Source organism: Arthrobacter sp. GmRoot5-12 (genome assembly GCF_059739365.1).
Window position 1 is genome coordinate 2,964,648 of the sequence record NZ_AP046056.1, and the last position, 18,927, is coordinate 2,983,574.

The following is an 18,927-nucleotide window of genomic DNA, read 5'->3' on the forward strand; positions in this document are numbered from 1 at the left end:
AGCCACCGTTGCTTCACCGAGTATCAATGAACGATAGCGCAATAATTGTAATTGCGCAATGGAATACGGGGCTGGCCCGCCCCCGTCAGCGGAGCATTGACGGTGGTGGCGAGGGAAAAGGGCCGCCTGGGTATTTTGGGGCCGCGGCGTTCATGAGGTGGGCCCACTGGGTGCCGGCGATGTTTGCTCCGTCCAGACCGGCGTAGTACTTTCCGTTGATGGCGATGTGCTCATTTGCCCATTCCGGCCCGAATCCTTTGTAGCTTCCGAACCATGAGGCGGTGGCGATGCCTGTGGTGGCGCCAACGGTCCATGTCTGGGTGTGTCCGTCGGTGGTGCCGGTTTTGGCGAAGATGTCCTGTTCCTTGTTCACGGGAATGTTGTAGCCCGATCCTTTGGTCAGTACTGGCTTCAGGGCGTACGTGACGCCGGCAGCGACGTCCGGGTCGATGGTCTGGGTGCAGTCCGCGGCTGGCACCGGGTAGTGGTGTCCGCCGGGTCCGGTGACCGTCTCCAAGGCGACGGGTCTGCAGCGGATTCCTCCGGCCGCGAAAGTTGCGTAAGCGGTAGCCATGTCCAGCGGCGCGACATCCTGGGTGCCGATCAGGTTGGCGATACTGGAGAGGTCGTAGGGCTTGTTGGTGTGGCCGTCCTTGATGCCCGCCGCTGTGGCCATCTTCTGGATGTTGCAGAAATCCAGCTGCGTTGCTGACTGGAACGTGATGGTGTTGATGGAGTGGTACAGGCCTTCCAGGACACTCATCCGATAGTAGTGGTAGGGGTCGTCGTTGGGCAGGGGTGTCTGGCCGAGGGCGGGATCGTAGGACCCGGCCGTCGTGCCGCAGCTGTTTTTCCATGGGAAGCCGGCCTTGTAGGTGCGGACCGAGCCGTCCAGCCGGACAGCCATGGACCGGCCGGAATTGAGCCATTCAGCAAAGACGAATGGTTTCATCGTGGAACCGATCTGGAAGCCGCCGGCACCATGGAGCGGCTTACCGCGGCTGTCCGTTTCTGGGAGGGCGAAGTTGCCCGTGTAGTGTCCGGGCCCAGGCGCCGGGTTGTATATGGTGTTTTGGGCCATGGCGAGGATCTTGCCCGTCCGGGGCTGGACGCTGACAAGGGCGGCCCCGCGCTGCAGGGGATCCGCCGGGGGAAGCGAGGCATTGACCTGTCCCTGGGCCACTTTTTGCAGGTCCGGGTCCAGAGTGGTGTGGATGGACAGCCCACCCTGGTACAAAAGTCTGCGCCGGGCCGTCTCGTCGGCCCCGAAGGCGGTGTCGTTGAGGATCAAACGTTGGACGTAGTCGCAGAAGTATGGAGAAGTCGCCGCGGCGCATCCTTGGACGGTTGGCTGGACGTTCAAGGCGAGGGGCGCGGCGGTAGCCTTGTCGTGCTGGACCGTGGAGATGTAACCCTGTTGGAGCATTTGGTCCAGAACTTCATTGCGCCGGGCCACCACATGGCCTGGTTCGGTGATCGGATCGTAGTACAGGGGCCTGTTGACCACTCCTGCCAGGGCGGCGGCTTGGGTAAGGCTGAGGTCGCTTGCGGGGACGCCGAAATACTCTTTGGCTGCCGACTGGATGCCGTAGGCTCCGTTGCCGAAATACACCAGGTTCAGGTAGCCCTGAAGGATCTGGTCCTTGGAGTACTTGTCCTCGAGGCTGACGGCGAGTTTCATCTCCCGAAGTTTGTCGCCGATGGTCCTGGCCGCGCTGGACTTGACCTCGTCCGCCCTGCCGCTGGAGATCAGCGCCTGGATGAGCACGTTCTTGACGTACTGCTGGGTGATGGTCGATGCGCCCTGCCGGCCGCCCAAGGTGTCCACGTAGAGGGCCCGGAGAATGCCCGCTGGATCGATGCCGCCGTGCTCATAGAAACGGGAGTCCTCGATGGCCACGATCCCGTCGCGCATAAACGGTGATACCTGCTCCAGTTCCACCGGCACGCGATTCTGCGAATAGAACGTGGCGATGACCGACCCATCTTTAGCCAGCACCTCCGAGTTCCGGGCCGGGGTGTTCAGATCCAGCACTGAGGGCAGCTGCTCTAAAAGCTTGGTGGATGTAGCGGCCAGGGATGAGCCCAACGCCGCCGCGGGGACCAGGAGCCCGGTGACCAGGAAGCCGCCGATGACGCAGGCAGCCATGAAGGCGGCAGCCTTTCGCCACAGTTTGTCTCTAAGGAGCATGCAGGAGAATTCCTTGTCGTGTCGTCACTGCACTTCGATCAACGCGTCGCATGGACAGGGGTGCCTGGAAGCAACCCCTCCTGGGTCTAGTGCCGCTTGTCTCGGAATGATTGCCAATGTGCAAACAATGCTATGTCCCGAATCTGCATCGACAGGGCTGAATCCGATAACAGGAGGGCAACAATTCAGAAAAGTGGAACTTGCTAAGTGGATAGTGATTGCGTTGGCGCAAGTGCTGCGCCACACTGAGGGAGGGGATATATCGGGGAAGCCCACGGATGAAGCCCTAAAGCTAACCACGGTGGGGCAGGGGAAAAGCTGTACTGGGCTGCCAGGCGACCTGCGCCATCTCCGCCGCATTGTCACCTGCAGATCTCATGCAGGCTTCTGTTTTGACCAGCCGGCAGCATCTCAACGCCAGGGAAAGGAACATCCATGAAACCCGCCCACGGCACCATACGGTTTTTCCGCCTCCTGCCCGTCCTGGTGATCTCGGCCCTTCTGGCTACCGGCTGCTACAACCCTTCCGAAGGGGACCGCGATCCCATTGCGCTCGGTTCCGACTTGAACTTTGCCGGGCTGGAGTTGCGAAGCGTTCTGCTTGTGACATCAGGGCAAAATGAACCCGCACGCGTGTTGGGAACGATCATCAACACCACGGCTGCTGATATTGAGATGGTCCTGGCCGACTCCGACGAGCAAGTCCAGGTCAGGATCCCGGCAAGCGGGAACAAGGAGTTTGACCAGACGCCCCTCATTCTCAACAGTGCCGCGGAGGCTCCCGGTGCGCGCACTGACCTGACGGTAAGCGTGAAGGGGCAGGAAACCAGAATCAACGTCCCCATTCAGGACGGGACTTTTGACCAGTACCAGCCTTATGTTCCTTCGCCCAGCCCTTGACGCTGGCAGCAGCCCTGCTGGGCAAGACAGGCGACCGCCCCTCCCGGGCGATCTCTCAAAGAGGAGGTATCCCATGAGGTTAAGACTCTACGCGGCGGCTGGAATGACCGCAGCGGCGCTGACGCTGACGGGCTGTACGGGAAACCCGGCACCGGGGCCCGGTTCCTCCACTGCATCACCGGACGCATCCAAGGCAAGCCTGTCGGGCGGCGGCGGCCTGGCCGCGGTTCCCGGCGTGGTCAGGGAGGTCGAACCATCCGTGGTCACCATCAGGACTGCTGTCGGCCTTGGCAGCGGTGTCATCTACGACGGCAATGGATCCATTGTCACAGACGCCCATGTCGTGGAGGACCAGCAAAAACAGCCCTTTAAGAACGTTGAGGTCCAGTTCGCTGATGGCTCTCAGTCCCAAGGCACAATAGTTGGCGTTGACGACGTCACGGACCTTGCTGTCCTCAAGGTCGACCGCACCGGCCTTCCGGCCGCAAAATTTGCTGCAACAGATCCGGAGGTGGGTTCGATGACCGTTGTCATCGGAAGCCCGCTGGGGTTGGAGGAAACCGTCACTGCCGGAATTGTCTCGAGCCTGCACCGGAACATGCCGCCGTCGAAGGAATCACCCCACGGCGCCATCGACCTGCTGCAGACCGATGCGCCGATTTCCCCCGGTAATTCCGGCGGTGCGGTGGCGAATGCCGGCGGACAGGTAATCGGTCTTTCCGAGGCTTACCTTCCACCCAGCACCGGAGCCGTAGCCATCGGGTTCGTTACGCCATCCTCCACTGTCACCGACGTTGCAGACCAGCTGTTGGCCAGCGGATCGGTCAAACACGCCGCCCTCGGTGTGGTCCCCACCGACATCACGCCGCAACTCGCCCAACGGTTCTCCCTGCCCACGACGGCGGGGGCGCTGATCGTGAGCGTTTCGCAAGGAAGCCCAGCGGAACAAGCCGGCATGAAGGCAGGAGACATCATCACCAAGTTCGCCCAGGCAGACATTGGAAACGTGACGGACCTGCTGGTGGCCCTCAGGAAACAGGACCCCGGGCAGCAGGTGGACGTCATCGTGCAGCGCGGCTCAGCATCCCAGAACCTGCACGTCACCCTTGGCGACCTGGCTAAATGACTTATTGCGTTAACGCAATAGTTGCGTAAAAATAAGAAAATGCTGCTCGGGTAAGGATCGCCAACTCAAGGCGTAAAAGCCTGCAACGTCAGGTCCGCTCTATCCGAACAAGTCCCGCTCGTTCCGCCGCTTGGCGGAAAGCGAACCCCGACGAGGTCCGCGGGAGAGCAGTAGCTTTACTGGGGGGGGGCGGTCTGATCAGCCATATCGCGAAGGAGCATTTCCAATGGCACAGAACGTCAAATCAGCTACGGCAGTGGGCAATGCCCGGTGGAAGCGGTTGATTCCCGTCGCCATTGTCGTCTACATCATTTCGTTTATGGACAGGACCAATATCGGGTTCGCCCTGAACGGACTCCATCAGGACCTGGGCATCGACGCCGCCCAGCAGGGCCTGGCTGCAGGCATCTTCTTCATCGGCTATCTCGTCCTGCAAATTCCAGGCGGCCACCTCGCCGAGCACTGGAGCGCGAAGAAGTTCGTCGGAATCATGGTGCTCATCTGGGGCGTACTGGCCGTTCTTGCCGGATTCATCCAAGATTTCACGCAACTGCTGGTGGTGCGCTTTTTCCTGGGTGTCGCCGAGGCCGGAATCTGGCCTGCGATCCTTGTCCTGATCAGCCACTGGTTCCCGGCCGCTGAGCGGGCACGGGCCTACGCATTCTGGATGATGAACATCGCCATCGCCTCCATCATTACGGCCCCCTCTCCGGCTGGATTCTCTCCTTCTCGGACTGGCGGTGGCTGTTCATCATCGAGGGCATCTTCCCCTTCGTCATCGCCGCACCCCTGTGGTGGGCCCTGATCGCTGACCATCCGCGCGAGGCGGCATGGTGCTCGGTCCAGGAGCGTGAGTACATCGAGAATGGGCTTGCTGCGGATGCAAGGGAACATCCTCAGCAGGAGAAACTGGGCCTGCGCCACGTTATGTCCAACACGGTTGTGTGGCGACTGACCTTGGTGTACTTCCTCATCCAGATTGGCTTCTATGGCATCAACATCTGGCTGCCGCACGTGATCAAGACAATTACCTCCGGATCGTCTATGGAGGTGGGGCTCATCACCGCAGTTCCGTACGTGCTGGCGATGGTCGGCCTCTGGTACAACGCCAAAGCGGCCGACCGTTCCGGCCGCTACTCCACTCACGTGCTGCTGTCGATGGCAGTCGGTGCTGTTGCGCTGGTGGTCTCGGTAGCAACCGGAGACAATATGCCGTTCCTTGCGGTTACCCTCATTAGCATCGCCGTCGCCGGGGCCTTGGCCTACGACGGTCCATTCTGGGCTTCAGCGTCCCGGGCCATGCCGGTGGCCGTCGCCGGCACCGCTATGGGACTGATCAATGCGGTAGGAAACCTCGGCGGATTCGTTGGACCCTACGTTGGTGGTTTCCTGCAGGATGTGACGCACGGCAGTTTCCTGGCCACGTCCATCTTCCTGGCATGTTGCCTCCTGGCTGCAGGCCTGGTGATGCTGACATTGCGGCGAAGCGGTGACAGGCCGCTGTCCGGTGCCCGACTGCAGGGTGCCCTCTCCGGCGGGGCAGAGGCAGAAGCAACCAGGAAGAAAACATCCTGACGGGCGCCCTTGCAGCACGGGCAACTGCGCCGGTAGCGGGATGCCGGTCGCAGCCTCGTCACTGGTAGGCGCTCGTCACGGGAACTCAGCGGTGAGGGTGGGCCATTCCGAGACATGACCCACCCCCGCATCAGTTGCGCCAGTGCAACGGATTGTGGGTTTGTGGGGGAGAGGAGTCCGCATATCCACGCGAACAACTAAGGGCCGGAGAGGGGTCCGGAGGGGTGGGTGTTGGGGGATAAGCCTCCAGGAGGAGGGGATTTTCCTTTCGTTGCGTAGGCCCACCCCGCGCCCGTTCCCGGGATTGCGGGAGTCATGATTGGGTAGGCCGTGCTGCATAAGGGGTGCCCGGGACCCTTATGACGGCCCGGGCGGTTCATGTACTTTGGTCCTGCCGGAGAGTCCTGAGCTGGCAGGATTCGCATTTTGGGGAATCGGCTGGGGACCCAGTTGCGCTGGCCCTCGTCCAGGGCCGGCCGCCCGTCAATCTCCCTTGCCGAATCCAAGGAGCCCCCCGTTGCACAAGCGCACTGTCCCGGTCATCGCTGCCGTTTTTCCGGCACTCTTCCTCTCCGCAGGGCCAGCCCCGGCCACCGCGGGCTATGACGAGGAAGTCCTTAACACCTACGTGGATTGCCCGCTGGAGCGCATCGGCACCCAGCTGGTCCGCTGCGACAACCTTACAGGAGCGGGGGTGAATGCTCCCTTCTGGATACCCGAGCAGAAGTAGGCAGGCGATCTCAGCCGTCGTCATCTCTGCCGCTCCGGGTTGGCGAAGACGCCTGCGCAACCGATGGTTGCGCTTCGGGTGCTGCGTCGTTTAGGCTCTTAGCAACCAATGGTTGCGAAAGGAACTGGACATGCACAACAGCATTGAGCGGGAAATCCACATTGAAGCGGCGCCGGAGATTGTTTTCGAGGTCATCAGCACCCCCGAACACCTGCGCCAATGGTGGCCCGATGAGGCCGCCTTTGACCCCACCGCGGGTTCAAGCGGGGACATAGTCTTCGGCGACCGGACGGCGGCAGATGCAAAAGTGGTGAAGCTGACGGTTGTGGAGGTCGAGCCGTCGCGGCGCTTCTCCTTCAGGTGGGTTTACGACGAAGCCGCGGCATCGCCGGAAAACTCCCTCCTGGTGACTTTTGAGCTGATTCCGCAGGGCTCGGGGACACTGCTGCGCTTTACGGAGGCAGGGTTCCAGGACAAGGGATGGGAGCAAGCTGACGTCGAGCTTAACTACAATGACCACGTCCGGGGCTGGGACTACTTCCTGCCACGGCTTGTGGCCTACATCGGCCGGCTGGTCGCTGCGCAATGACCATCGCTATCGACGACGATCTCTGGTCCGCGGTGGGTGATCCCACCCGGCGGAAGATGCTCGACCTGATCCTGTCCGAAGGCGGCGGCACGGCCACGGGCCTGAGCACCCGGCTGCCCGTGACCAGGCAGGCGGTGGCGAAGCACCTGGAGGTACTGCACCGTGCGGGGATGGTCTATGTCAGGCCCGCAGGCCGGCAACGCGTTTATGAGGTGAACCAGGCAGAGCTTTCCCGCGCCGTTGCCCAGTTGTCGTCGGTCAGCGCTGCATGGGATGCCCGGCTCCAGAGAATCAAGAGCATGGCCGAAGCCATTCAACGAAGCAGCCGGGATCGGGAAAGTCAGCGGCCCCTGCCCTGAAGCAGAATGGCTCCTTCGCCGGTCAGCTCGGCTGCGGATCCCTGCCGCCCCGCAAGGGTGGAGATCAGGGCCGACGCGCTGCCCAGCACCTGAGCGCCGGTGCCGTGCCTCCAGCCCGTGTCCTGGGTGGAGAAGGCAAGCCCATCGATCAGGCCCGGTTTCAGTGAACGCTGGGCCTGGGGCGTGGTGAGCTGGTCCAGGACGATGTTGGCACTCTCCGGCTCTATCACATGGTCGATCTTCAGGGGCCTGTAGATGTCCTCCGCATGTATGACAAGGTGGCTCAGCGGTGCTTCAGGGCCGGCGCCTGGAACCCCGAAACGCTCCGCCTTCGTGCGCCGAAGGGCTGACAGCAGTTCATCCTTCGGGCGGGTGTCCCGGGTGGCCCAGCGGTCCGCCATCCTGTCGAACGCGAACCCGGCTGCGGCCATATTGATGAAGAACCGCGGTAGGGACATTTGGTAGGGCATCAGGAGATGGACGACGACGTCCCTCACCCGCCAGCCACCGCACAGGCTCGGTGAGTTCCAGCGTTCGTCGTCGAGCCTTTCCAGGGCGCCGATGAGGCGGTTCCGTTCGGCGTCGATCAAGGCATCAAAGTCCGTCATTACGTTGGGTTCCTGTTCCCTTGGGCGGTCCGGGGGTGCTTGATCACGCGCCCCTTTGCTGGATCCGCTAGCCAAAGTGTATGTGGGGTGTGTCGTAAGGAGCGTGAACCACACCCCGGCCGGACACGCACCGGCTCCCCGCCGAATAGTCGGTGGGGAGCCGGTAACGCGTCACCTATCCCAGTCCTGAGGAGAGGGTGTCTCTGAACGAGACAGTACCGATCAGGTTCCCCGCCACGTCGGTCAAGCTCTGTGGTGGGGCGTACGCCGGCAGGCCCGCAGGGACACCCGCGTTGAGTGTGCCCGCGCCTGAGCTGCCGTTAGGCGCATTGCCGAGTTTGATAACCAGGGCGTTGTTGGCGGCATCCCAGTTGAGGGTTGAGCCTGTTCCCTGGGCTCCAAAGGTGGCCGCGGCGCCGTTGAGGTAGTCCCCGCCGAGGGATACCGTGCCGACGGAGCAACCGGGGATCGTGACACCCAGTGTGTCATTGCCCGCATTATCAGTGATCGTTGCGGTGCCCGACAATTGGGAGCCGGTCCAGTTGGTGCACACCTTGGCCAGGTCCAACTTTTCCGAGAATTTGAGGGTAATGGTGTCGCCAGCGTCCGCTGAGGCCTGGCGGGTATTGGTCGAGCCGCCGTTGAGCAGCTTGACTGAGGTAACCGTGGGCCCCTGGGTGTCCTTGACCGCTGTGGCCGTGACCGTGCTGCTGTTCCCTGCCGCATCGCTGGTGGTGGCAGTGATGGTGACCGTGACTACCGGAATAACGGTGGACGTCTCCTTCAGGCCCGCCAGGTTGAGGCCGTTGGTTGTCCACTGCGTGCCTGATGCCGTTGCCGGGACACTGGTGGTTGAATCGCTGACGCTCAGGCTGACGGTCAGGCCAGGATCATTGGTGCCGCTGACCTTATAGCTGCTCACGTTGCCCGAGTAGATGTACGCCGGGGTGTCAATGGTCAGCTTCGGTGCCAAAGTGTCTTTCAAACTGGTGGGGCTCGGTGTCACGGCCGAACTGCTGTTGCCTGCGGCGTCCTTGACGGTGACGGTGTAGGTGACCGTTCCATCCTTGAGCGGCGTGAGGTTCAGGTTCAGTGACCAACCCGTTCCGGGGTCAGTGGCCGTGCCTGTGACCGGAGGGGCAGTAGTGGTGTCAGTGGCCGCAACCGTCACAGTGGTCCCGGTTTCGGCGCTTCCGAAGACCCGAACGGAGGAAACGGTGGTGCTGTTGACGTATACCGGCACGCCCACGCCCTGCGCTGGCGCAGGAGCAATGGTGTCCTTGATGCTCGTCGTCGTCCTGGCCGTGCTGGTGTTTCCGGCAACGTCCGTGGCCACCGCCGAGTAGGTCACTGTGCCCTGGTTCAGGCTGGTCAAGTCCAGGCTCGCGGTCCAATTTCCGGTCGCGTCAGCCGTGGCGGTCGCGGGGGGAGCGGAATGGGCGGAGCCGGTATCGCTGGCAGTAAGGGTGATCTTGGCCCCCGCCTCCGCCGTTCCGGTGACGGGTACGGCGGCAACGTTGGCGGAGTTCACAAAGCCGGGAACGCTGAGCCCCGGCCCGGCAGGCGCCTGGGTGTCGATCCGCACCGTCTGGCTCTGCGCCGTGCCGGCATTGCCGGCGTTGTCGGTGGCGAAGTAGGAGACCGTGTGCGTTCCGTCGCCGCTCACCGGGATGCTGGTGACGCTGCCGCCCACAGTCTGCTTGGCGCCGCCGTCGACCGCGTAGGTAATGGAGGCGACGCCGGATCCAGCCGTCCCGTCGTCGGCGGTGATGGTCACGGTGACCGGGCTGGTGCTGTTCCAGCCGGCGGCGTTGGGGGTGGGCGAAATGCCGGACACCGAGGCCACCGGGGCGGTGGAGTCACTGCTGACGCCGGTGCTGCGCGGGCTTTCCGAACCCGTCCACAGCGCGATGGTGGGGGTGACCGTGTAGTACCAGATGCCGCCCGGGACATTCTGTTCGGTGCAGGTGAGCGTGGTGACGGTCCCCGCGCAACCACCTGTTGCCGGTGTTCCGGTGCCGCCCGTGGCCGCCGCGTACCTGGTGACGGTGTACCCGGTGGCCGCCCGGCCGTTGACCGTGGTGCCGGCTGCCCAGCTGACGCTGAGCGAGGCACCGTTGGCGGTGACGGCGGGCTTGGACCCGGCGGACAGCGCGTCGGCAGCGGCGGCCGCGTTGTTGCTGCTGGTGGTCGAGGCCCAGAAGGCATAGGCAGCGGTACCCGTGCCCAGCAGGAGCAGGAGCGCGGTGATGATCCAGGGCACCCGGCGCGACGGGCGGCCGAACAAAGCACGGATGGCGAGGCTCATTTGCGCACCTCCGCCGTGACGGGAAGGTGGAAGGTGGCGCCCTGGCAGGCTGCGAGAGAGGTGGTATCCATGGCGGCCGATCCTGGAAGGGTGAGCAGGGTGGACGAGTTGGCCGGAACGAAGGTGGCCGGGGACAGTGGCGCCGCGCTCCCCACGAAGCTGACTCCGGTGGTGGTGCAGCCGGGGTGTGCCGCGTCCGCGGTGGCGGCCCCGTTGGCCGTGACGCTGTAGACCTGCACGGCGTAGGGGTTGGGGTTGGTGAGGCGGAGGACGACGTCGGCAGTACCGCCGGGAACAAGCGCCGCCTTCGGGCTGTCCCCGGCGACCAGCGCGTCCACGGTGACGGCCTGCATGGTGGCCGCGGCTGCGGACCCGGTGCCGGTGCCCGCGGTGCCCCAGTACCCGTAGGCGGTTCCGGCGCCGGCAGCGGCCAGGAGTCCGGCGAGGGCCGCTGCCCTAACCGCACGACGGCGGGTGGTTGGGTTGGCGGTCATCTCAGTTCCCCTGTCCTGATCCTGAGTAGCTGAGCTGGAGCGAGGCACCCTTGCAGCCGTCCTGGTTGGCGGAGGTGTCCAGCATTCCCACCCTGGGCCACACCGACGGTGCCAAACGGAGCCCGGAAAGGGAGCTGCTGCCCGCCGGAACGGAGACCGGGTAGGGGCCGCTGTACTGCGAGACCACGAAGTCCGCTGCGGTGCAGGAAAGGTTCCTGGCCACGGCGTCCGCGCTGCGGGTGACGCCTGCCACCGCCACTGACATGTTGGTCAGCGACAGCGCCTTGTTGTTGGGGTTGCTGATCTGCAGGTCCAGGCCGGCCGACGTGCCGGGGGACAGGGTGCCGGGGACGTTTCCGGAGAGGACGAACTGCTTGATGGTGGAGTCCAGGACCAGTTGCACGTTGGCGTAGGCGAACTGGGCCTTCCCGGCGGCATCCTTGCCCGTGCCCATGAGGTAGAGGCTGTAGCTTCCGTTCGGCGACGCGGCCGTGGTTGCCACCTGCAGGGTGGTGGAGGTCCCGGTCACCGGATTGGGCGAGAACGTTGCGGCGGCGCCGGAGGGCAGTCCGCCCAGGACGCTGAAGGTGACCGGCCCGGACAGGTTGTTCCGGGTGATCTGCAGGGTGTACACCGCGGTGGAACCGGGCGGGACGGTGAGGGAATCAGGGGAGGCGGCGACTGTCAGGCCGGAGGAGATCTTGTAGTTCACGGTGAGGCCGGCGGTGACGCTGCCATAGACCTTGCCGCTGGTGCCAGTGATGGTCAACGAGCTGGTGCCCGCCGGGGTGGTGGCTGCCGTGCTGACATTCAGGGTGGAGGTTGACGTGGTGCCTGAGCTGAGGGTGACGGACGACGGCGTGAAGGCACCTGCTGCTCCGGCCGGCAGTCCCGCGGTGGTCAGGTTGACCGCACCGCTGAAGCCCCCGGTGGACGTCACCGTCACCGTGTACGCCGCGGACTGCCCCTGCTGGACCGACTGGCTGGCGGGCGAGACCTGGACCGTGATGCCCGCTTTGGTGCTTTGCGTTGCGGCGAACAGCGCCCCCGCGCTGGCCAGCATCACCACAAGCCCGATCAGCGCCACCTTGATGGCCTGCCGCAGGCGATGCCGCGGTTGCCCGTCTTTGTTGTGCACCCCGTGCCCCTTCCACTTTGGTGCGGTTGACGACGAACCGGGGACGGGGTTTTCACCCGTCCCCGGCCCGCTCGTTTGTTAGTTGCTGCCGACGGTCACAGTGATCATGGCGCCCTTGCAGGCGTTTTGGTCCGTGTCAGGGAGATCGCTGAGCGTCAGCGTTCCGGTGCCAAGGCCGGTGGTTGCGCCGGCGAGGACTGTGGTGGGGCCGGCCGGGACTGTGGCCAGGAACCAACCCGGCAGGCACTTTGCGTCGCTGGTTGAGACCTGTGGGTTGACCAGTGTCACCGGGGTGCTGCTGGTGTTCGGGTTGGTGGCCGTGTAGGTGATGCTCTTGGGGGTGCCCGGGGCGACGCCCTGTTCCACCGTCACGGTGATTGAGACCGGCTGGGTAGTGGACGCCGCCGTGGCTCCGCCGGTGCCGGAGCCCGTGGTGCTCCAGTAGGCGTATGCAGCGCCGCCGCCAACAGCCACCAGGGCGGCGGATGCGGCGACAGCGGCGATCTTGTTCTTCTTGGTCATTGGGCGCATGGAAAGACTCCTTGTGAATGTGATTGAGAACCCGTTCCCCCATGAGCGGCCCCATCCTGGTGCCTTTCGGTGGATCGATGACCCAATGTTTTCGGCTGGAGCTCTGCCCAACAACACGTACCGGTACTCGAATTTTCAGGGGAGTGTGAATTCCACTACTGGGATTCGTGCGCCGCTACTCGGGTGGCCAAAGTCAATGCCGGGCCAACGCACTTCAGCCCGCTGTCCGCAGCGGGCGGGGCGACGACGACGGACGGACGTATGCTGTTGGCGTCAGTAACGATGTCTCGCTGGAGAGGAGTTCCGGCATGCTTGACGGTCCTACGGCAGGGGTCAGCATCGGCGCGTTGGTGGCGGTGGCCGTTGCCCTGTACATCGTGCTGGTGGTGCGCCGCAGGAAGTGAACTTCGACGCGCTTCGTGATTTTCGACGCGCATATTCCGTGGCGTGGCTCGAATGTGGGCGGCGAAAGGGAATGTGCGCGTCGTGGGCGAATATGCGCGTCAATCAACGCAGGGACGCGAGCGTACGACGGCGGCGCGTCCCGCCGTCGTACTTCCCGCTTGGGGTGCGGGGGCCGGCGGCTTTTTCGGATCGACGCTGATCCGTGCCTCCGCCGCAGGCCCCTGGTCTTGTGTGGAACGTTAAGTTGGATGCCTGGCGGCGCCCTTGCTTAGCGCCGCCAGGCTTCTGAGACCGTCGGTGTTATCCGACGCAGGCGCGGGTTGACTGGGACCCAGTACCCAGGTGCATCAGCGATGCGCTCCCGTCCTTCACGCATCACTTTGGAGGGAACGCATCAAGGACGTCCCCGGATCCGGTCAAGAATTCATCAAGGTCGGCTCAATATTGGCCGCTTAATTTCGGTGCGCGGCAGCGAGGAAGGCCGGCTTACCGCGTATCCACGTCCTCGAACACCAGGAACGTCTGCGTGTCCAGCACGCCGGGCATGGTCTGCAGCTGGTCGAAGATGACGCGGCGCAGGTCGATGTTGTCCACGGCCCGGACCAGCAGGATCACGTCGAAGTCGCCGCCCACCAGCGCGATGTGGTGCACCTCCGGGATGGCGCCCAACTGGTCGCGGAGTTCCCGCCACGAATCCTGCTTCAGCTTCAGCGTCACGTAGGCGGAGGACTTCAACCCTGCCTTGATGGGATCCACCAGCGCGGTGAACCGGGTGAGCACGCCGTCACCGGTCAGCCGGGCAATGCGAGAATAGGCATGCGCCCGGGAAATGTGCACGTTTTCCGCCACCTGCGTGACGGACATACGGCCGTCCCGGGTGAGTTCGCTGATGATGCGCCGGTCGATCTCATCCAGCGGAACCTCGGCCGCCACATCCTTGCCCGCCATTGTGCACTCGGCTCCCGTCGGTACTCCACCTCACGAATACAAATCGTCTTCCATAGTAGGCAGATTTGAAGAGAGTCTCCGTGGCAGGAGCGCGCGGGAATACAAAACCGCAGCAGGAACGCCGCTGGAACGAATGATGCTCGGCCGGTCGGCCTTTCCCGGGCCGTCCGGGGTGTGGATCAGGACCCGTGGTGGCGGGTCCCGGTCCCCTCCGCTGCGCCGCGGATGAAGTCGCAGTCGCCGGGCGAGAGCACGGTTTCGCCATGCCGGTCCTGTTCGAATTCGACTCCGGTGCTCTTCATGATGGCCGCCGCGACGGTGCGCGGAAGGATCTTGCAGCCGGGATTATCAACCAGCCATTGCCGCGTGTCCGGGTCGAGCCTGTCCCACAATTTGGCTATTTCCATAGCTAACGCCCCCGCCTGTCACTGCTGTTAGGAAAATGCCGCAGTCCCGGATGTCCCGGGACGGTGCGTACCCGCATCATCCGAGTGTGGGCCTTCGGGAGACAGGGGTCAATGCACTTCTTTCCGTTGGCCGCCAGGCTTTCGCGCCCGGATGGAAGCAGGTGCAGTTTCCCTGCCCGGCATTTTGTCCACGGCTCCGGTCGGTAATCCACGTCACAGTTACAAATCGTCTTCCAAAGCAGGCACTTCAGGGCAGCTTCTCCACGATTTGCGCAGGTGCTGGATACGAAACCTCGCCCGGGACAATACTGGGAGGGAATAGTGGCTACCGAAGGACGGACCAATGACGATCTCCGCAGACCACACCGCGCCGGACACCGCCAGCACCGAGCCCGCAGACGATGCGCTCACGGAAGCTGTAAAGAAGTTCGGCATCACGGTGGAGGACTACATGCTCCCCGCCCGGCACCAGATCCAGATGGTGGATCCGGACGGCCGGCTCATCCCGGACAGCGAGCAGGGCACCCAGCCCGGCCACGAATACCCTGTGCCCGGCGATGACGAACTGCTGGCAGCGTACGAACGCCTCGTTGTCGGACGCCGCGTCAACGACCAGAACTCCGCCCTGGTCCGGCAGGGCCGCATGGCCGTCTACCCCTCCAGCCACGGCCAGGAAGCCTGCCAGGTGGCCGCCGCCCTCTGCCTGTCCGAGCATGACTGGATGTTCCCCACCTACCGCGACGCCGTGGCCGTGATGACCCGCGGCGTGGACCCGGTACAGGTGATGACCATCTTCCGCGGCGACTGGCACGGCGGCTACGACCCCCTCAAATACAAGGTGGGCATCCAGTGCACGCCGCTGACCACCCAGTTGCTGCATGCCGTGGGCGTGGCGCACGCCGCCAAGCTCCGCGGCGAGGACACCGTGGTGCTGGCCATGTGCGGTGACGGTGCCACCAGCGAAGGCGACTTCCACGAAGCCCTGAACTTCGCTGCCGTCTTCCACCTGCCGGTGGTCTTCTTCGTCCAGAACAACAAGTACGCCATCTCGGTGCCCCTGGCGCACCAGTCCGTGGCGCCGTCGCTGGCGCACAAGGCCGTGGGCTACGGCATGGCCGGCGAACGCGTGGACGGCAATGACGTGGTGGCCCTCCTCGCCGTCCTGGACCGCGCCGTGAAACTCGCCCGTGAAGGCTCCGGCCCGCTCCTGGTGGAAGCCAACACCTACCGCATGCAGGCCCACACCAACGCCGACGACGACACCCGCTACCGGGAAAACAGCGAGGTTGCGGAGTGGCGGGCCAAGGATCCCGTCAACCGGATGCGGACGTACCTGACGGACCGGGGGCTGCTGGATGACGACGCCGAAGCACGCATCGCTTCCCACGCTGAAGCGGTTGCCGCCCAGCTGCGCGAGGGCCTGAGCGAGGACGTGCAGGTGGACCCGCAGGAACTGTTCCGCCACGTCTTCGCCCGGCAGACGCCGCAGTTGAAGGAACAGTCCGCCATGCTCGCCGACGAGCTGGCCCGCGACGCAGCAGCTACTGATTCACAGGAGGCCGGCAAGTGAGCCCCACCATCACCACCTCGTCCGAAGCCAACGGCAACGTCAGTGCCGCCACCGCCCGGGCCGCAGCCTCGGCCGCCGCGTCCGCCGAAGCCGCGGGTCCCCAGCCCGTCACCATGGCCAAGGCCCTCAACACCGCCCTGGCGGACGCCATGCACGCCGACTCCTCCGTCCTGGTGTTCGGCGAGGACGTGGGCATGCTGGGCGGGGTCTTCCGCATCACCGACGGCCTGACCGCCACGTTCGGCGAGCAGCGCTGCTTCGACACCCCGCTGGCCGAATCCGGAATCGTGGGAATGGCCGTGGGGATGGCCATCAACGGGATGCGCCCGGTGATCGAGATGCAGTTCGACGCGTTCGCCTACCCTGCGTTCGAGCAGATCGTCAGCCACGTGGCCAAGATGCACAACCGCACCAAGGGGGCCGTGAAGCTGCCCATGGTGATCCGCATCCCCTACGGCGGCGGCATCGGGGGCGTGGAGCACCACTGCGACTCCTCCGAGTCCTATTACGCCCACACCGCCGGCCTGAAGGTGTACACCCCCGCCACGGTGGCCGACGGCTACCGGATGCTGCGCGAAGCCATCGACTCCGACGACCCCGTCGTCTTTATGGAGCCCAAGAAGATGTACTGGACCAAGGACTCCGTGGACCTTGCCGAGCTCCGCCGCCTTCACGAGGAAGGTGCTCCCGCGGAAGGCACGACGGCGGGACGCACCTCCGAAGGCCGTGCCGCCGTCGCACGTCCCGGCACGGACGCCACGCTGATTGCCTATGGCCCGTCCGTCCCCACCGCGCTCGCCGCCGCCGAAGCGGCCGCGTTGGAAGGCCGCTCGCTGGAGGTCATCGACGTGCGGACCATCGTCCCGTTCGACGACGACACCGTGTGCGCGTCCGTCCGCAAGACCGGCCGGGCCGTGGTGATCGCCGAGGCGCACGGCTTCGCGTCCGTGTCCTCCGAGATCGTGGCCCGGGTCCAGGAACGCTGCTTCCACTACCTGGCCGCCCCCATCCGCCGCGTTACCGGATTCGACGTCCCCTACCCGGCACCCAAACTCGAGAAGTACTACCTGCCCGGCGTGGACCGCATCCTCGACGCCGTTGACGACCTTCAGTGGGAGAACTGACCATGAGCGAACCACGTGTGTTTTTGCTGCCCGACCTCGGCGAGGGCCTTACCGAAGCTGAACTCGTCTCCTGGCACGTTGCCGTGGGCGACGAGATCGCCGTCGACCAGCCGATTGCCGAGGTGGAGACCGCCAAGTCCGCCGTGGAGGTACCGTCGCCGTATGCCGGAATCGTCACCGAACTGCACGGCCAGCCCGGCGAGACCCTGGACGTGGGGAAGCCGCTGATTACGGTGACGCCTGTTGGTGCTAATGCCGGGGCCGCCGCGGATGATGCCGCCCCCGCCCCTTCGCCGGCCCAGCCGGAAGTCCAGCCCACAGAGACCGAGCTTGCCGAGCCCAAGCCGGCCAATGCGGCAGCCGAAGCCTACCGGGAAGAAGAGAAGGCCGGATCCGGCAATGTGCTGATCGGTTATGGGACTCCCGGCGGACACGGTGTTGCCCGGCGCACCCGTGCCCGGAAGACCGCCGTCGCCCTCGCTGAGCCGGCTGAACCGAAGCCCACCGAGGACGACCTCACCCTCCTGCGCACCCGCGTCCCCGGCAAGCTCGGCGCGGTGATCTCGCCGCTGGTCCGGCGCATGGCCCGGGAGCACGGCGTCGACCTCGGGGACATCTCAGGCTCCGGCGACAGCGGCCTGATCATGCGGCGCGACGTTGAGGCTGCGCTGCGGACCACTGCACCGGTGGAAGCCCCCGCAGCCAAGCCCGAGGAGGCCAAGCCCGCCGAAACGCGGCCGGCCACGGCGCCCCGGGAAGCCGCCCCGGCCAACGGCGTGGACGCCCGCACCGGGCTTGGCATTGCCGCCCGCACCCCGGTCCGTGGGGTCCGCAAGGCCGTGGCCGCCAACATGGCCCGCAGCCGGTCCGAGATCCCGGAAGCAACCGTATGGGTGGATGTGGACGCCACCGCATTGCTGGAGCTCCGCGAGGGACTTAAGGCCAACGGCGCCGAGGCTCCTGGCCTGCTGGCATTCATCGCCCGTTTCGTCACCGCAGGGCTGAAGAAGTACCCGGAGCTGAACACCCGGATCGAAGCTGCGGAGGACGGGTCGCAGGAGATCGTCGCGTTCGACGGCGTCAACCTGGGCTTCGCGGCGCAGACCGACCGGGGCCTGGTGGTCCCGTCCGTCCGCGGCGCCGAGAAGCTCAGCGCCAGGGAGCTCGACGGCGAGATCCGCCGCCTCACCCAGGTGGCCCGGGACGGGAAGGCGACGCCCACCGAGCTGGGCAGCGGCACGTTCACCCTGAACAACTACGGCGTGTTCGGTGTGGACGGGTCCGCGGCGATCATCAACCATCCGGAGGTGGCCATCCTCGGCGTCGGCCGGATCATCGACAAGCCGTGGGTGGTCAACGGTGAGCTGGCGGTCCGCAAGGTCACCGAACTCACGCTGACCTTCGACCACCGCGTCTGTGACGGCGGCACCGCCGGCGGCTTCCTCCGCTTCGTGGCAGATGCCATCGAAAACCCCACGTCGCTGCTGGCCGACATTTAGTGGCCGCTGTTTGAGGGATGAATTCTTGGTGCAATTCGTGGCGCCATTTCCCCTAGTGAAAATCTGAATTAGGGTAAGAGGCACCACGCGGTAAACCTTTGTGGGCCTTTCCAGGGGCCGCCCCTGGCGGGGGTATATATGTGCCATCTGGAAACGAACCAAGGAGATTCTGATGTTGCTTTGGATAGCCATTATCATCGCGGTCCTCTGGCTTCTGGGCCTGCTCGCCAATATCGGCGGGGGACTGATCCACATACTTCTGGTTGTCGCCGTGGTGGTCCTGATCTTCCATTTCCTGCGTGGCAGGACCCGCGCCTGACATTCCTGCAAAGGCCCGTCCGTCACACAAAGGCCCGGTCCCGGTAGTCGGCTAGCACCCGCGATCCAGGGCCGGGCCTTTGCGTGGGCTCGTGCGGGGCCCCGCA

General features: G+C 64.7%; 17 protein-coding genes and 1 pseudogene. 10 read left to right on the top strand and 8 right to left on the bottom strand.

The window, feature by feature from the left end:
* Nucleotides 1-85: 85 nt before the first annotated feature.
* A complete protein-coding gene (locus tag AC6JAM_RS13615; RefSeq protein ID WP_497935013.1) occupies nt 86-2,191 on the bottom strand; it encodes a transglycosylase domain-containing protein in 2,106 nt (701 codons plus the stop codon).
* Nucleotides 2,192-2,626: 435 nt separating this feature from the next.
* Here AC6JAM_RS13615 and AC6JAM_RS13620 point away from each other — a divergent pair, with 435 nt between their 5' ends.
* The 6 genes and pseudogenes from AC6JAM_RS13620 (at nt 2,627) to AC6JAM_RS13645 (ending at nt 7,470) form a co-directional block, all read left to right on the top strand.
* Entirely contained in the window at nt 2,627-3,091 is a 465-nt protein-coding gene (locus AC6JAM_RS13620) for a hypothetical protein (protein ID WP_018768695.1), read from the top strand.
* 73 nt (nt 3,092-3,164) lie between these two features.
* Nucleotides 3,165-4,217, top strand: coding sequence for a S1C family serine protease (locus tag AC6JAM_RS13625; RefSeq protein ID WP_223992434.1), 1,053 nt, complete (start codon nt 3,165-3,167; stop codon nt 4,215-4,217).
* Between the two features lie 319 nt (nt 4,218-4,536).
* Nucleotides 4,537-5,792: pseudogene (locus AC6JAM_RS13630) on the top strand (MFS transporter).
* Nucleotides 5,793-6,309: 517 nt separating this feature from the next.
* Nucleotides 6,310-6,522: a hypothetical protein gene (locus tag AC6JAM_RS13635; protein WP_018768692.1), complete on the top strand. Its 213-nt coding sequence runs from the start codon at nt 6,310-6,312 to the stop codon at nt 6,520-6,522.
* Between the two features lie 130 nt (nt 6,523-6,652).
* Nucleotides 6,653-7,111, top strand: a complete 459-nt coding sequence (locus AC6JAM_RS13640) for an SRPBCC family protein (RefSeq protein ID WP_018768691.1) — start codon at nt 6,653-6,655, stop codon at nt 7,109-7,111.
* A complete protein-coding gene (locus AC6JAM_RS13645) occupies nt 7,108-7,470 on the top strand; it encodes an ArsR/SmtB family transcription factor (protein WP_018768690.1) in 363 nt (120 codons plus the stop codon). The genes AC6JAM_RS13640 and AC6JAM_RS13645 overlap by 4 nt, the downstream gene beginning before the upstream one ends.
* On the opposite strand, the gene AC6JAM_RS13650 is transcribed toward AC6JAM_RS13645, so the two are convergent.
* From AC6JAM_RS13650 to AC6JAM_RS13680, 7 genes are all read right to left on the bottom strand, one after another.
* Nucleotides 7,452-8,078 carry a maleylpyruvate isomerase family mycothiol-dependent enzyme gene (locus AC6JAM_RS13650; protein WP_018768689.1) on the bottom strand — a complete coding sequence of 209 codons (627 nt, stop codon included), beginning with the start codon at nt 8,076-8,078 and terminating at the stop codon, nt 7,452-7,454. The two genes, AC6JAM_RS13645 and AC6JAM_RS13650, sit on opposite strands and share 19 nt — an antisense overlap.
* A gap of 175 nt (nt 8,079-8,253) precedes the next feature.
* Complete coding sequence (locus AC6JAM_RS13655; RefSeq protein WP_497935019.1) at nt 8,254-10,386, bottom strand: OmpL47-type beta-barrel domain-containing protein; 2,133 nt, start codon at nt 10,384-10,386, stop codon at nt 8,254-8,256.
* Nucleotides 10,383-10,880, bottom strand: a complete 498-nt coding sequence (locus AC6JAM_RS13660) for a hypothetical protein (RefSeq protein ID WP_497935022.1) — start codon at nt 10,878-10,880, stop codon at nt 10,383-10,385. The genes AC6JAM_RS13655 and AC6JAM_RS13660 overlap by 4 nt, the downstream gene beginning before the upstream one ends.
* A 1-nt stretch (nt 10,881) precedes the next feature.
* Nucleotides 10,882-12,018, bottom strand: coding sequence for a COG1470 family protein (locus AC6JAM_RS13665; protein WP_497935026.1), 1,137 nt, complete (start codon nt 12,016-12,018; stop codon nt 10,882-10,884).
* A 78-nt stretch (nt 12,019-12,096) separates the two neighbouring features.
* Entirely contained in the window at nt 12,097-12,549 is a 453-nt protein-coding gene (locus AC6JAM_RS13670) for a hypothetical protein (RefSeq protein ID WP_488315751.1), read from the bottom strand.
* Nucleotides 12,550-13,440: 891 nt separating this feature from the next.
* Nucleotides 13,441-13,902 carry an Lrp/AsnC family transcriptional regulator gene (locus AC6JAM_RS13675; RefSeq protein WP_018768683.1) on the bottom strand — a complete coding sequence of 154 codons (462 nt, stop codon included), beginning with the start codon at nt 13,900-13,902 and terminating at the stop codon, nt 13,441-13,443.
* Nucleotides 13,903-14,081: 179 nt separating this feature from the next.
* Nucleotides 14,082-14,309 carry a hypothetical protein gene (locus AC6JAM_RS13680; RefSeq protein WP_056392926.1) on the bottom strand — a complete coding sequence of 76 codons (228 nt, stop codon included), beginning with the start codon at nt 14,307-14,309 and terminating at the stop codon, nt 14,082-14,084.
* A 343-nt stretch (nt 14,310-14,652) separates the two neighbouring features.
* Here AC6JAM_RS13680 and pdhA point away from each other — a divergent pair, with 343 nt between their 5' ends.
* The 4 genes from pdhA to AC6JAM_RS13700 all read left to right on the top strand — a co-directional run bounded on the left by pdhA (nt 14,653) and on the right by AC6JAM_RS13700 (nt 18,821).
* Nucleotides 14,653-15,879: a pyruvate dehydrogenase (acetyl-transferring) E1 component subunit alpha gene (gene pdhA, locus AC6JAM_RS13685; RefSeq protein WP_056392928.1), complete on the top strand. Its 1,227-nt coding sequence runs from the start codon at nt 14,653-14,655 to the stop codon at nt 15,877-15,879.
* A complete protein-coding gene (locus tag AC6JAM_RS13690; RefSeq protein WP_497935031.1) occupies nt 15,876-17,003 on the top strand; it encodes an alpha-ketoacid dehydrogenase subunit beta in 1,128 nt (375 codons plus the stop codon). Before pdhA ends, AC6JAM_RS13690 begins: the two co-directional genes overlap by 4 nt.
* Nucleotides 17,004-17,005: 2 nt before the next feature.
* The gene (locus AC6JAM_RS13695; protein ID WP_497935033.1) at nt 17,006-18,502 is read left to right on the top strand and encodes a dihydrolipoamide acetyltransferase family protein; all 1,497 of its coding nucleotides are present in this window, start codon (nt 17,006-17,008) and stop codon (nt 18,500-18,502) included.
* Between the two features lie 172 nt (nt 18,503-18,674).
* Nucleotides 18,675-18,821, top strand: a complete 147-nt coding sequence (locus tag AC6JAM_RS13700; RefSeq protein ID WP_018768678.1) for a lmo0937 family membrane protein — start codon at nt 18,675-18,677, stop codon at nt 18,819-18,821.
* The last annotated feature ends 106 nt before the right edge of the window (nt 18,822-18,927 follow it).

Excerpts from the sequence above, each read along its gene's own strand:
- AC6JAM_RS13660 (WP_497935022.1), bottom strand. The coding sequence starts at position 10,880 with ATGACCGCCAACCCAACCACCCGCCGTCGTGCGGTTAGGGCAGCGGCC.
- AC6JAM_RS13640 (WP_018768691.1), top strand. The coding sequence starts at position 6,653 with ATGCACAACAGCATTGAGCGGGAAATCCACATTGAAGCGGCGCCGGAG.
- AC6JAM_RS13650 (WP_018768689.1), bottom strand. The coding sequence starts at position 8,078 with ATGACGGACTTTGATGCCTTGATCGACGCCGAACGGAACCGCCTCATC.
- AC6JAM_RS13645 (WP_018768690.1), top strand. The coding sequence starts at position 7,108 with ATGACCATCGCTATCGACGACGATCTCTGGTCCGCGGTGGGTGATCCC.
- AC6JAM_RS13625 (WP_223992434.1), top strand. The coding sequence starts at position 3,165 with ATGAGGTTAAGACTCTACGCGGCGGCTGGAATGACCGCAGCGGCGCTG.
- pdhA (WP_056392928.1), top strand. The coding sequence starts at position 14,653 with ATGACGATCTCCGCAGACCACACCGCGCCGGACACCGCCAGCACCGAG.
- AC6JAM_RS13695 (WP_497935033.1), top strand. The coding sequence starts at position 17,006 with ATGAGCGAACCACGTGTGTTTTTGCTGCCCGACCTCGGCGAGGGCCTT.
- AC6JAM_RS13620 (WP_018768695.1), top strand. The coding sequence starts at position 2,627 with ATGAAACCCGCCCACGGCACCATACGGTTTTTCCGCCTCCTGCCCGTC.
- AC6JAM_RS13675 (WP_018768683.1), bottom strand. The coding sequence starts at position 13,902 with ATGGCGGGCAAGGATGTGGCGGCCGAGGTTCCGCTGGATGAGATCGAC.
- AC6JAM_RS13670 (WP_488315751.1), bottom strand. The coding sequence starts at position 12,549 with ATGCGCCCAATGACCAAGAAGAACAAGATCGCCGCTGTCGCCGCATCC.
- AC6JAM_RS13615 (WP_497935013.1), bottom strand. The coding sequence starts at position 2,191 with ATGCTCCTTAGAGACAAACTGTGGCGAAAGGCTGCCGCCTTCATGGCT.
- AC6JAM_RS13700 (WP_018768678.1), top strand. The coding sequence starts at position 18,675 with ATGTTGCTTTGGATAGCCATTATCATCGCGGTCCTCTGGCTTCTGGGC.
- AC6JAM_RS13655 (WP_497935019.1), bottom strand. The coding sequence starts at position 10,386 with ATGAGCCTCGCCATCCGTGCTTTGTTCGGCCGCCCGTCGCGCCGGGTG.
- AC6JAM_RS13680 (WP_056392926.1), bottom strand. The coding sequence starts at position 14,309 with ATGGAAATAGCCAAATTGTGGGACAGGCTCGACCCGGACACGCGGCAA.